8 protein-coding genes are annotated in these 13,149 nt (G+C 61.1%); 6 read left to right on the forward strand and 2 right to left on the reverse strand.

Features of this window, described 5'->3' with window-relative positions:
* Positions 1-59: 59 nt before the first annotated feature.
* Complete coding sequence (glyS, locus tag BA011_RS00120) at positions 60-2,234, reverse strand: glycine--tRNA ligase subunit beta (RefSeq protein WP_065278974.1); 2,175 nt, start codon at positions 2,232-2,234, stop codon at positions 60-62.
* A 219-nt stretch (positions 2,235-2,453) separates the two neighbouring features.
* Here glyS and BA011_RS00125 point away from each other — a divergent pair, with 219 nt between their 5' ends.
* The 5 genes from BA011_RS00125 (at position 2,454) to ubiA (ending at position 8,863) form a co-directional block, all read left to right on the forward strand.
* Positions 2,454-4,763, forward strand: a complete 2,310-nt coding sequence (locus BA011_RS00125; RefSeq protein WP_065278975.1) for a Tex family protein — start codon at positions 2,454-2,456, stop codon at positions 4,761-4,763.
* Between the two features lie 133 nt (positions 4,764-4,896).
* Positions 4,897-6,156 carry an SAM-dependent methyltransferase gene (locus BA011_RS00130; protein ID WP_065278976.1) on the forward strand — a complete coding sequence of 420 codons (1,260 nt, stop codon included), beginning with the start codon at positions 4,897-4,899 and terminating at the stop codon, positions 6,154-6,156.
* A gap of 66 nt (positions 6,157-6,222) precedes the next feature.
* A complete protein-coding gene (locus tag BA011_RS00135) occupies positions 6,223-6,804 on the forward strand; it encodes a histidine phosphatase family protein (protein WP_065278977.1) in 582 nt (193 codons plus the stop codon).
* 127 nt (positions 6,805-6,931) lie between these two features.
* On the forward strand, positions 6,932-7,744 hold the full coding sequence (locus tag BA011_RS00140) for a MipA/OmpV family protein (RefSeq protein WP_065278978.1): 813 nt from the start codon (positions 6,932-6,934) through the stop codon (positions 7,742-7,744).
* A 159-nt stretch (positions 7,745-7,903) separates the two neighbouring features.
* The gene (gene ubiA, locus BA011_RS00145; protein WP_065278979.1) at positions 7,904-8,863 is read left to right on the forward strand and encodes a 4-hydroxybenzoate octaprenyltransferase; all 960 of its coding nucleotides are present in this window, start codon (positions 7,904-7,906) and stop codon (positions 8,861-8,863) included.
* An 85-nt stretch (positions 8,864-8,948) separates the two neighbouring features.
* On the opposite strand, the gene BA011_RS00150 is transcribed toward ubiA, so the two are convergent.
* Entirely contained in the window at positions 8,949-9,515 is a 567-nt protein-coding gene (locus BA011_RS00150) for a DUF6101 family protein (RefSeq protein WP_065278980.1), read from the reverse strand.
* A gap of 300 nt (positions 9,516-9,815) precedes the next feature.
* On the opposite strand from BA011_RS00150, the gene BA011_RS00155 reads away from it, so the two are divergent.
* A complete protein-coding gene (locus BA011_RS00155) occupies positions 9,816-13,145 on the forward strand; it encodes a DUF1217 domain-containing protein (protein ID WP_065278981.1) in 3,330 nt (1,109 codons plus the stop codon).
* Positions 13,146-13,149: the final 4 nt, after the last annotated feature.

The following is a 13,149-nucleotide window of genomic DNA, read 5'->3' on the forward strand; positions in this document are numbered from 1 at the left end:
GATCCACGCCGCAGCACCCGTTCGTGCTGACGGCAACGGCCGCCGATGGCGGCCGAACATCATCCCGAAATCTTCGAGAAGTCCGCAACCGTTCCCGTCGCCTCGCGGATCAGTCGCAGCAAAGCGAGACGGTTGGCGCGGATGGCGGCGTCCTCGTCGTTGACGAGTACCTCTTCGAAGAAGCGGTCGACCGGGCCGCGCAGCTTGGAAAGCGCTTCCATCGCCGAGCGGAAATCCTCTCCGGCAACTGCGTCTGAGGCATCCTTCGAGGCGCTGGAGATTGCGGCGAAGAGCTCCTTCTCGGCATCGAGCTTCAGAAGCGCTGGCGAAACGCCGTCGGCGATCACAGTGCCCTTCTTTTCCTCGGCGGCAAGCAGCTGCGTCGCACGTTTGGTGCCGGAAAGCAGGTTCTTGCCGTCTTCAGAGGTGATGAAAGCCGTCAGCGCTTCGACGCGGCGCGCCACCATCAACAGGTCGTCGGCATCTGAAGTCAGCACGGCGTCGATCAGATCATGGCGGGCGCCCTGGTCGCGCAGATAGACCTTGAGACGGTCGTGGAAGAAGGAGAGCAGGTCGGAGATCGCTTCTCCGGTAACCTCGATTTTCTCCGTTCCGAGCACCTTAGCGTCGAAGGCTACCCCAATTAAAGACGCCAGCAGCGGCAGGCGGATCCTTCGCTCGAGCAGGATCCTGACAACACCGAGGGCCGCCCGCCGCAGGGCGAACGGATCCTTCGACCCGGTCGGCTTTTCGTCGATAGCCCAGAAACCGGTCAGCGTATCGAGCTTGTCGGCAAGGGCGATGGTGATCGCCACTCTGTCCTCCGGCACGCGGTCCGACGGACCCTGCGGCTTGTAGTGGTCCTCGATTGCTGCGGCAACGGAGGCATTCTCGCCCTGCAGCACCGCATATTTGCGGCCCATCAAACCCTGCAGTTCCGGGAATTCGCCGACCGCTTCGGTGCGCAGATCGGCCTTGGCGAGCACGGCAGCGCGATCGATGAGAGCCGCGTCGGCGCCGGTGATGTCAGCCAATTCCTTGGCCAGCGTGCGGATGCGGGCGACGCGCGCGCCCTGTGTGCCGAGCTTGGCATGGAACGTCACGTCGAGCGCATCGAGCTTGGCCATGCGCTGGTCGAGCGGCTTGTTGATGTCGAGGCCGAACTTTGCCGCCGAAGCCGTGAGCGTCTCGAGATCCGGGAGATTGCCCTGGTCGCGCTTCCAGAAATGCAGCGCATCCGAAAGCCGGGCCCGCACCACCTTGCCGTTGCCGTGGACGATTTCCTTGCCGCCGTCGCTCGCCTGGATGTTTGAGACGAGGATGAACTTGTTCGACAGCGTCTCGCTGCCGCTCGCGCGCGTCACGAAACACTTCTGGTTCGTCTTGATCGTTAGCCGGATGATTTCGGAGGGGATCGAGAGGTAATCTTCCTCGAAGCTGCCCATCAACACCTGCGGCCATTCGACGAGGCCGGAGACCTCCTCCAGCAGGCCTTCGTCTTCCACCAACTCCAGCCCGTTGGCAAAGGCGATGTCGCGGGCGTCGTGCAGGATGATGTCCTTGCGCCGCTCGGCATCGAGGATGACCTTCGCCTTTTCCAGGTTCGCCGCATAATCGTCGAAGCGCCGCACCGTGATCGCCTCGGGCGCGTGGAAACGGTGGCCGTAGGTGATGTTGGAGGCGGTGATGCCGTCGATCTCGAAGGGGATGACGGTGGTCTCTTCATGCTCCGGGCCGAAGGTGCAGACGATCGACTGCAGCGGCCGCACCCAGCGCAGCGCGCCGGGCTTCGACGAGGCCTTGCCCCAGCGCATCGATTTCGGCCAGGGGAAGTCGCGGATGATGCCGGGCATGACATCGCTGACGATCTCTTCCGTTGCGCGGCCGGGCTTGGAGATGACCGCGACGTAGAAATCGCCCTTCTTCGGATCGCTCACCACCTGCGCCTCGGAGACCGAGGAAAGGCCCGCGCCGCGCAAAAAGCCTTCGATCGCCTTCTCGTTGGCGTCGGTGCGCGGTCCCTTGCGCTCCTCGCGCACATCGGCGGAGCGGGCCGTCAGGCCGTGAATGTCGAGCGCAAGCCGCCGCGGCGTCCAGTATTCGCGCGCGCCCTCGTAGGACAGACCCGCTTCGACAAGCGCATCGGTGACGAGCTTCTTCAGGTCGCCGGCAGCCTTGCGCTGCATGCGGGCCGGAATCTCTTCGGAGCGGAGTTCGAGAAGAAGGTTTGGCATGTCGAATTTCCTTGCCTCCCGCGTGAGGGGAGGGATGGCATGGGCGCCGGGTCAAAACGTTGCTTCTGCTAGCAAAGAATGGCGCATCTGCACAACCGCAAAATCGCCGCCTTTCCGGCATGCTTATCCTGTGGATCGGCGCTTGCCTGCAAACTCCAACATTGCCTCGCCGCTTTTCGCCGCTATGGTCCCGCCACCTCTGACGAAACAGGAAATCCCATGGCCGCAGACCTCCGTTTTCTCGCAGCCCGCATCTCCGCCGAAATCAACGCCCGGCCCGAACAGGCCAAAGCCGCCATCGAGCTGCTCGACGAAGGCTCTACCGTGCCCTTCATCGCCCGCTACCGCAAGGAAGTGACGGGCGGGCTGGACGACACGCAGCTGCGCAATCTCGCCGAGCGGCTGGTCTATCTGCGCGAGCTCGAAGCCCGGCGCGACGCGATCGTCGAATCGATCACCGGCCAGGGCAAGATGACCGACGAGCTGATGACTAAGGTCGCTGGCGCCGAAACTAAGGCCGAGCTCGAAGATCTCTATCTGCCCTACAAGCCGAAGCGCCGCACACGGGCGGAAATCGCCCGCGAACGCGGCCTCGGCCCGCTCGCCGAGACGATCCTTGCCGACCGAGCCAGGGAACCGGCGGTATTGGCCGAAGGCTTCGTCACAGCTGATGTACCCGATGTGAAGACGGCGCTCGAAGGCGCGCGCGACATCATCGCCGAAGGCATTGCCGAAAATGCTGACCTGCTCGGCAAGTTGCGCGCCCATATGCGCCAGGCCGCACTGCTGAAGGCAAAAGTCGTCGACGGCAAGCAGGCAACGGGCGAGAAGTTTTCCGACTATTTCGACCATTCCGAACGCTGGGCGACTGCGCCGGGCCACCGCGCGCTCGCCATGCTGCGCGGCTGGAACGAGGAGGTGCTGACGCTGACGATCGAGGCCGACGCCGAAACCGCCTCTCCGAACAAGCCGGTCGAACGCATGATCGTGGCCGCCTACGAGATCGGTACCAGCCGTCCCGGCGACCGCTGGCTGATGGAGGTCGCAAGCTGGACCTGGCGCGTCAAGCTTTCCATGTCGCTCTCGCTCGACCTCATGCGGGAACTGCGCGAAAGGGCCGAAGAAGAGGCGATCCATGTCTTTGCCCGCAATCTCAAGGACCTGCTGCTGGCAGCGCCCGCCGGCTCGCGCGCGACGATGGGTCTCGATCCCGGCATCCGCACCGGCGTCAAGGTCGCCGTCGTCGACGGCACCGGCAAGGTGGTGGCGACATCGACCGTCTATCCCTTCCAGCCGAGGAACGATGTGCGCGGTGCCCAGGTCGAGCTCGCATCGCTGGTCCGCAAGCACAATGTCGAGCTGATCTCGATCGGCAACGGCACCGGCAGCCGCGAAACCGAAAAGCTGGTGGCCGACATGCTGGCCGAGTTGCCGGCGCCGAAGCCGACCAAGGTCATCGTGTCGGAAGCCGGCGCCTCGGTCTATTCCGCCTCGGCGACCGCAGCGGCAGAATTCCCCGATCTGGACGTGTCGCTGCGCGGCGCCGTCTCCATCGCGCGGCGCCTGCAGGATCCGCTGGCCGAACTCGTCAAGATCGAGCCGAAGTCGATCGGCGTCGGCCAATATCAGCACGATGTCGACCAGCAGAAGCTGTCGCGTTCGCTCGATGCCGTGGTGGAAGATGCGGTGAATGCCGTCGGTGTCGACCTCAACACGGCGTCAGCGCCGCTGCTCTCGCGCGTCTCCGGCCTCGGCCCGTCGATCGCCGATGCCATCGTCCGCCACCGCGACAGCGAGGGCCGTTTCGAGACGCGAAAGGATCTGCTGAAGGTCGCACGCCTCGGCGGCCGCACCTTCGAGCAATGCGCCGGCTTCCTGCGCATCCCCAACGGCAAGGAGCCGCTCGACTCTTCCTCGGTCCACCCGGAGGCCTACGGTGTCGCCAAGAAGATCGTTGCCGCCTGCGGCCGTGATCTGCGCGCGCTGATGGGCGATAGCGCCGTCTTGAAATCGGTGGATCCGCGCCAGTTTATCGACGAGAAATTCGGCCTGCCGACTGTCAGGGACATTATCGCGGAATTGGAAAAGCCTGGCCGCGACCCGCGTCCGAGCTTCAAGACCGCGACCTTTGCCGAGGGCGTCAACGAAATTTCCGACCTGACGCCCGGCATGGTGCTGGAAGGCACGGTGACCAACGTTGCCGCCTTCGGCGCCTTCGTCGATATCGGCGTGCACCAGGACGGTCTGGTGCACGTCTCCCAGCTTGCCGATCGCTTCGTCAAGGATCCCCACGAGGTCGTGAAGGCCGGCGATGTCGTCAAGGTGCGGGTTGTCGAAGTTGACGCCAAGCGCAAGCGCATCGCTCTCTCGATGAAACGTGATGACGGCTCATCAGCGTCGCCGCCGCGTGGTGATTCTCGCCCAGGCCAAGGGTCGCGGCCGCAGAACGAGCGCCGGCCGGCGGCTGAGAAACCGGAGAGCCAGGGCGCCTTCGGCGCGGCACTTGCCGAAGCCATGAAGCGAAAATAAGGGTTTAGCCGGCATTTCGGCAAAAATGCAACAGTTTGGCAGCGTTCTGAACGGAGTGCTAAATCCGGCGCTTGTATGGCGAAAGAGAGCTATTAAGTTGATGTGACTATCCTGTCACATTTGCGAGGCGTCCATGGCGTCGGCATTCTTATCGATCGTCCAGCAAATCGTCCGCAAGGGTTCACTAAAACTTACCCTTGCCAATGGCGAAACCCACACTATCGGCGACGGCACCGGTGAACCCGTTGTCGCCCGCCTTGCCGATCAGGAGGCCGAGGACGCCATCCGGCGCGACCCGACCATGAAGCTCGGCGAAATGTACATGCAAGGCCGGTTCATTCTCGAACAGAGCAACATCTATGATTTCCTGTCGTTGGTGAAGCAGAACACCACCAACGAGATCTTCGATTTCAAGATGGCGGCACTGCTTCTCGGCCGAATTGCACGGCAGCAACTGAAGAACCGCGTGCCGGTCAACCGCAACAAGCACAATGTCGCCCATCATTACGACCTGTCGGCCAAGCTCTTCGATCTTTTTCTCGATGAGGACTGGCAATATTCCTGCGCCTATTTCGAGCCGCCGGGCATTGGTCTCGACGAGGCGCAGCTCGCCAAGAAGCGCCATATCGCTGCCAAGCTTCTTCTCGAGCCGAACCAGCGCATCCTGGAGATCGGCTCCGGCTGGGGCGGCATGGGCATGTACCTGACGGAGGCGACGGAAGGTGCCGAGTTCACCGGCATTACACTGAGCGAGGAACAGCTCAAGGTCTCGCGTAAGCGCGCCGAAAAGCGCGGCCTTGCCGATCGGGTGCGTTTCGAACTGCAGGACTACCGCACCATGACGGGCAGGAAGTTCGACCGCATCGTTTCGGTCGGCATGTTCGAACATGTCGGCATCGGCCATTACGGCAATTTCTTTCGTAAGGTATCGGATCTCCTCGACGACAACGGCGTCATGGTGCTGCATTCGATCGGCCGCCCCAAGCCGAGCTTCGGCACCAATGCCTTCATCGAGAAATACATCTTCCCGGGCGGCTACATCCCTTCCGTCGGCGAGGTCGTGCCGCCGCTTGAAAAGGCCGGGCTGCTGGTCAAGGATATCGAAATCCTGCCGCTGCATTATGCCTATACGCTGCGTCATTGGCGCGAGCGTTTCGTGGCGCGCAAGGCCGAAGCGGTGGCACTTTACGACGAGCAGTTCTTCCGCATGTGGGAATTCTATCTGGCGGGTTCCGAAATGGGCTTCCGCTGGGACGAGCTCTTCATCCTGCAGATCCAGATCGCCAAGAACCAGTTCGCCGTTCCCGACAATCGCAGTTACATTGCGCGGAATGAAGCGAAGTTGAAGGAATTCGAGGCGAGGCGCGCCCCGCTCGAAAAGGTGACATTCTGATCCCCGGGAAATGCCGCTTCCGCTGGCGATTTTGCCGAGGAACGATTCTCATGAAAGGTTGTGCCGATGAGCAGTGCGTTTCCCGAGATCTACCTGGTCCGCCACGGTGAAACCGAATGGAGCCTGTCGGGGCGGCATACCGGACGCAGCGATATTCCCTTGACGGCGAACGGCGAGGCCGCCGCCCGCAAACTCGCCGACCGGCTGGCGGGCCTTAGCTTCTCCGCCGTCTGGTCGAGCCCGTCCGAGCGGGCCCGCAAGACCTGCGCGCTCGCCGGGTTCGGATCGGGCGCGGTGATCAAGGACGATCTCGCCGAATGGGACTACGGCTCTTATGAAGGCATCACCACCAAGGCGATCCTTGCCAACCGCCCCGGCTGGCAGCTCTTTCGCGACGGCTGCCCGAAGGGCGAATTCGCCGCCGATGTCGGCGATCGCGCCGACGCCGTGATTGGCGGACTACGTCAAACGGCCGGCACCATCCTGGTCTTTTCGAGCTCGCATTTCCTGCGAGTCCTCGCCGCCCGCTGGCTCGGCCTGCCGCCGGAAGACGGCTCCCGTTTCGTACTCGATACGGCCAGCATCAGCGTGCTCGGCTACGAGCACGATCTGACCGAGCCGGTCATCCGCCGGTGGAACCAGCGGTAAAAACCAGACGCAGTCGTCTGCCTGCTCAATCTCGCCGCCGTGGTTAACATTGGGGTAACGACATCGGGATAGATGTAGCGAGCGCCGCCCTCCGCGGCTTTGTTTTTGCGTTTTCTGGAGTGTGGACGTGTCTCATCGATCAGTCGTATCGATCTCTTTGGCTATTGCCCTTTTATCTGCTGGCTCGGCGGCCGCCCAGGAAAGCGGCCAGCACTTCTGGTCCGGCGACTGGTATCTGAGCGTCGGCGTCGCCGGCTTCTCCGCCCCGAAATTCGAGGGCTCGTCGCACAATGAATTCAAGTTCAGCCCGCTGGTCTCCGTCGGCCGCCAAGGTGCCGGGCCGCGTTTTTCCTCGCGCAACGACAATCCTTCTTTCGCCCTCATCGACAAGGGTGCCTTCCGTGCCGGCATCGTCGGTAAATTCGTGCCGTCGCGCGATGACGGCGACGGCAGCGAGCTGAAGGGCTTGAAGAAGGTCAAATGGGGGGCGGAAGCCGGCGGTTTCGTCGAGGTTTACCCGACCGACTTCCTTCGCGCCCGCGCCGAAGTCCGCCAAGGCATCCGCGCCCATGACGGCGTTGTCGCCGATCTCGCCGTCGATGCCTTCACCGATATCGCCCCCGACCTGCAGCTGTCAGGCGGACCGCGCGCGACGTTTGCCAGCAGCGGCTATTACGACGCCTATTACGGCGTCAACGCCAAGCAGGCGGCGGCTAGCGGGCTTGATCCCTATAAGCCGTCGTCGGGCATCCAATCCTACGGCGCAGGCGCGGCGCTCACCTGGAAGGCGACGGAAAACCTCTCGGCAAGTTCCTTCCTCGAATATAAGCGGCTGGCAGGCCCTGCCGCCGACAGCAGCCTCGTGCGCGAGCGTGGCTCGAAGAACCAGGTCCTGATCGGCGTCTCGGCGACCTACAAGTTCAATTTCTCACTGCAGTGATTGATGCGGCTGCGCATCCCATCTCAGATGCGCAGCGCTGTAATGCTTTGAATTGCCCTATAATTTCACCCTTGGATCAGAATCGATCCAACGGTGATGCAAATCGCAGCGCATGATCGCTTCTTGACCGCATCGACGGCCCGCCGCTAGATGAGCGGCATGCACGACACGGGCGACTTCAACGATCGCGTTTCCGACGCACCTTCCGATAACTGGGTCTACCGGATCCTGCCGCCATGGCTTTGGCCCTATGCGCAGCTCGCGCGCTGGGATCGCCCAATCGGCTGGCAGCTCTTGATGTGGCCGTGCTTCTGGTCGGCGACACTTGCTTCCAATGCGGCGATCGGCGAGGGGATCTATTCCGGCAGCTTGCTGGTGTCTCATCTGTTCCTTTATTTCATCGGCGCGGTCGCCATGCGCGGCGCCGGCTGCACTTATAATGATCTCGTCGACCACGAGATTGACATGGAAGTGGCGCGCACGCGGTCGCGTCCGCTGCCCTCCGGCCGCGTCACGCGCGCCCACGCGAAGATCTTCATCGGCTTGCAGGCGCTGGTTGGCCTCATCGTGTTGCTGCAGTTCAACTGGCTCAACGTCTTCCTCGGCGTGCTCTCGCTCGGGATCGTGGCGTTTTATCCCTTTGCCAAACGTTTCACCGACTGGCCGCAATTCTACCTCGGACTTGCCTTCTCCTGGGGCGCGCTGATGGGCTGGGCCGGGATTATGGGCGGCCTCTCCTTTGCCGCCATCCTGCTCTATGCCGCCTCCGTCGCCTGGACGATCGGTTACGACACGATCTATGCGCATCAGGACAAGGAGGATGACGAACTGATCGGCGTCCGCTCCACCGCGCGTCTGTTCGGCGACAGGACACGGCAATGGCTGATCGGCCTTTACGGGCTGACGCTGCTGCTGATGTTTATTGCTTTCGCTCTCGCCAGCGCCAATCTCATCGCTTTCCTGGCCTTGCTCGGCGCCGCCGGCATGTTCGCCTGGCAGATCGTGCGGCTCGATATCAACGATCCCGACCAGTGCCTGGCGCTCTTCAAGTCAAACAACCGCGTCGGCCTGATCATCTTCTTCGGCCTCTTCGTCTCGCTGCTCTTCGCCATTCCCTGATTGGGATGATGAATGAAACGATAAACCCGGCGCGGGCGCCGGGTTTCAAAATGGCATTGCCACATTGGGACTTTCGCGATTTCGCTTAAGTCCGGGCGATGATTTCCTTACCTTCGATCTTCATGGCGACGCCCAGCCGGCCGGTGGTGCGGCGCACGAGGAAGCGCGGGCGGCGGTTGGCGAAGTAGGAATGACGGCGGCGTGGCTTGAGATCGCTGGTGCGCAAGGCGCCGATGTGCTCTTCGAGCGGCCGGGCGACGCCGTCGGCCTCGACCATCAGCATCGGAATGCGGAAGGCTTCCGACCAGCTGCGCCAGTCTGCAGCGATGTCGCTGAGATCATGCGCCACGAGCAGCGGAATGCAGAGCTCCGGATCGGTGTGATGGAGTTCGAGAGTTACCGTGACATCGCCGTCGCCATGGTCGATGGCGCGGGCGGCGACGCCCTTGAAAACGCGCTTCGGCAGCGCAATCGAGAGCGGCAGGCCGCTGGAGGGGAGGACCTTGCGCAGGACCGCACCGCGTTCGTCTATGGTGATATTGACGTCATCCGAACAATCGTGGATGGCGTAGCTGACCTGCTGGGGAAAGCGGGACGGATCGAGGCGTAACGTCGTGCTAGCCCAGGCGGGCTTCATAACGGGATTGTTCATTTCATTCTACCCTTGTCTTACCTGAGAGCCGATTTCCGGTCTTCTCCTTGGGACTTTTCGTCCTCTATGGCCGACAATAGGCAGCCGCCGTTCCGTACAGCTTAAAAATTGCGGTTAAGAAAACTTTGCCTCCTCTGATGGTTATCAAAACCGAATCCGGCAGGGTTTCCGGAAGGTGAACGATGTGGTGTCCTGGAATGATGCATCCGGAGGTAAGCCTCAGGTAAGCTTTCCATGGCAAAATGTGCTCACCAGCATTTCGTCGTTCTTTTAGAGATTTTGCCGAAAAGGGCGCTTTCCATGATCACGGCTTCCCTCGCTTACACGATCCTGTCGCGGGACATGACGTCGAGCCTCAACAAGGTCGCGTCGCAGACGACGGTCAAGAAGGATGCCCAGTATTACGCCGACCATATCAACAAGGTCACCAATGTCGACGACTTCCTCGGCGACTACAAGCTCTACAGCTATGCGATGAAGGCCTATGGCCTCGAGGACATGACCTATGCCAAGGCCTTCATGAAGAAGGTGCTGGAAAGCGATCTCACCGATCCCGACAGCTACGCCAACAAGCTCTCCGATACGCGCTATCGCGAATTCGCCGCCGCCTTCAATTTCAATGCGCCGGAGAAGGACGTGCAGACGGATGCGCAGGAGGACGAGCTCATCGGCCTTTACAAGCAATCCTTCGCCGATGCCGAAAAGGCCGCGAGCGCCGAAAGCACCTATTACAGCAACAATATCGATAGCGTGCAGAGCGTCGACGACCTGGTCAACAACACCCGGTTGCGCACCTATGTGCTGAAGACCTTCAAGATCGATCCCACCTATGCGTCGAAGGACTTTCTGCGGCAGGTGCTGACCAGCGATCTCAGCGACCCCACGAGCTTCGTCAATACGCAGGGCGGCGACAAGTATAAGGCGCTTGCCGCCCAGTTCAGCTTCAACGCCGACGGCACTGTCACCGGCACGGCCCAGACCGCCGCGCAGAAGGCCTTGGTCATCGAGTCCTACACGCTGAATTCCCAATCGGTCATCATCGACAATTCGGTTGGCTCCGACGTCTATTACGTCGGTAAGACGGCGGCCGAATACAACAAGGCCTATTACACCGCCAAGATCGGCACGATCACCAATGTGGATGACCTGGTCGCGGACAACCGGCTGACCTCATATATCAAGACAGCCTATAGCATGGGTGCCGACTTTACCGCCGCAGCGCTGCGCACGGTGCTGACCGACCCCGGTTATGCCCAGCTGATGGGCTTCACCAATGTCTACAATGCTTTCAATTTCAAGGCGGACGGTTCGACGTCGAACACGGCGCGCGCCCAGTCTATCTCCCAGGCGAACAATCTGAAGTCGGCTGCGTCGAACACCGGCAGCTATTATACCTTGACCTCGCAATCGAGCAGCATCACCAATGTCGATGACCTGCTCGCCGATGATGTGCTGGCGCGCTATATCAAGGATGCCTATGGTCTCGGCACGAATTTCAGCAATGCCGACCTCAAGAGCATTCTGACGGATCCGGCCTATGCCGCGGCTCAGGGCCATGCCGACATCAATGCCGACTTCAATTTCCAGGCGGACGGTTCGATCAACGGTTCGGTAATTCAGACGGAAGCTCAACGAAAGTCGACTACCGACAAGTCGGCGGCGAACGCCGCGCATTTCAACGGCATGATCGGCAATGTCACGAATGTCGATGACATCATGTCGGATGCGGTTGCCGTCAGCTACATCAGAAACAGCATGCAGATCGCCGATAGCGTCTCTGATGCGACCTTGAGGACGTTCCTGGTCGATCCCGCGGCTGCCAGCGCCCAAAGCTATAGCGACGTCCACGATCTTTTCAACTTCAAGACGGACGGTTCTGTCGCCACCCTTTACGCCTCGCAAAGTGCCTCGCAGAGCGCGAGCACCACCAGCAAGGCGAATGATGCGGCCGTCTACTATCAGGCGACCATCGCCGGCATCTCGGACGTCGATCAGTTGCTGGCGGACCAGAAACTGAACAATTTCGTCCGCAACGCCTTCGGCATCCCATCGACGGTCAGCGATGTCGATCTCAGGAATATCCTGACTGACCAGAGCGGCACCGGCACTTATGCCGACGTTGCCGCTGCCTTCAACTTCAAGGCGGACGGCACGCTTGAAGATGGCATGCAGGCGCAGACGGCCGCCCAGATCAGCAATACGAAAATTAGTGCGACAGCGCGGACCAACGACTATTCCGCACGCATGGGGGCGATCGCCAATGTCGATGATCTTATTGCCGATGACGGCATCACCAATTTCCTGAAGAGCACTTACAATCTGCCGTTCGATATCTCGAACGCCGACCTGAAGAGCATTCTGACCGATGCGACGGCGGCTGCAGCAGCCGGCCACGCCGATCTCAATGCCGACTTCAACTTCGCCGCCGATGGATCGCTTCCTGTCGTCAGCTCGGTCCAGACGGCCGACCAAGCGCAGACCACCAACGACAATTATGCGGCGCGCTACGACGACGAACGCGACGAGGCGATCGACGAGGTCGCATCCAACTACCAGAAGCTTATGGCCGACAGCAGCAGCCTGGTGAATTTCTCCGACGTCAACAGTGTCAATGATTTCCTGCGCAGCAATTCGTCGGCCGATTTCAGCAAGAGCAACGACAATCTCCCGGATCTCTTCCATGTGGCGCTGCAGGCTTTCGGCCTGACGGACCAGGATGTATCGCGTTCGATGATGCGCAAGATCCTGACCAGCGATGCCTATGATCCGAACGGCTATGTCGCGTCGCTCAAGGATGAGCGCATCACCAACCTTGCCCGCGCCTTCAACTTCGGCCCCGACGGCAAGGCTGCATCACCCTTCCAGGCGCTGCCCGACGCGACAATGGCCAAATACGCCACCGACTATAGATCGCATATGACCATGCTGATGAAGGACGGTCCAGTAAAGGACAAGGCGGCGAAGGATGCGACGGCGGAAGTCGATTATTTCGCCAAGGGCATGGCGAAGGTGAAGTCGCTCGACGATTTCCTCGACGACAGCCGGCTGACCGATCTGGTCCTGAAGGCTAATAACCTTGATCCGAAGGATTACGACAAGGCGACGCTGAAGAAGATCTTCACGTCCGACCCCGATGACAAGAAGAGCTATCTCAACGCCACCGCCGATGCGCGATTCCAGGACATCGTCGCCGCCTTCAATTTCGACAAGGACGGCAACTTGACCCGCGCCAAGATCGGCACCATCCAGAACAAGGCGGCCGAGGAGCATACGCAGGAGCTCTATGTTCAGCAGACGATGGAAGCCCAGCAAGGCGAAAGCAACGACGGCGTCCGCCTGGCGCTCTATTTCAGCCGCAAGGCCTCGAGCATCACCTCGATCTATGGAATCCTCGGCGACAGGGCGCTTTATCAGGTCATCACCACAGCCTACAGCCTGCCGTCGCAGATCTCGGGCATGGATGTCGCCAAACAGGCCGATCTCATCAACCGCTTCGTCAAGCTCGAGGATCTCCAGGATCCGAAGAAGGTCGACAAGCTGCTGCGCCGGTTCACCGCGATGTACGACGTCCAGAACGCCACCCAGCAGTCGCCGGCGCTGATGATCCTGACCAACGGCGGTACGCAGTAGGCCT

Source organism: Rhizobium leguminosarum (assembly GCF_001679785.1).
In the GTDB taxonomy this organism is placed as follows: domain Bacteria; phylum Pseudomonadota; class Alphaproteobacteria; order Rhizobiales; family Rhizobiaceae; genus Rhizobium; species Rhizobium leguminosarum_R.

Bases quoted from the DNA above. Each gene is read 5' to 3' on its own strand.
- glyS (WP_065278974.1), bottom strand. From the start codon at position 2,234: ATGCCAAACCTTCTTCTCGAACTCCGCTCCGAAGAGATTCCGGCCCGC.
- BA011_RS00125 (WP_065278975.1), top strand. From the start codon at position 2,454: ATGGCCGCAGACCTCCGTTTTCTCGCAGCCCGCATCTCCGCCGAAATC.
- BA011_RS00130 (WP_065278976.1), top strand. From the start codon at position 4,897: ATGGCGTCGGCATTCTTATCGATCGTCCAGCAAATCGTCCGCAAGGGT.
- BA011_RS00135 (WP_065278977.1), top strand. From the start codon at position 6,223: ATGAGCAGTGCGTTTCCCGAGATCTACCTGGTCCGCCACGGTGAAACC.
- ubiA (WP_065278979.1), top strand. From the start codon at position 7,904: ATGCACGACACGGGCGACTTCAACGATCGCGTTTCCGACGCACCTTCC.
- BA011_RS00150 (WP_065278980.1), bottom strand. From the start codon at position 9,515: ATGAACAATCCCGTTATGAAGCCCGCCTGGGCTAGCACGACGTTACGC.
- BA011_RS00155 (WP_065278981.1), top strand. From the start codon at position 9,816: ATGATCACGGCTTCCCTCGCTTACACGATCCTGTCGCGGGACATGACG.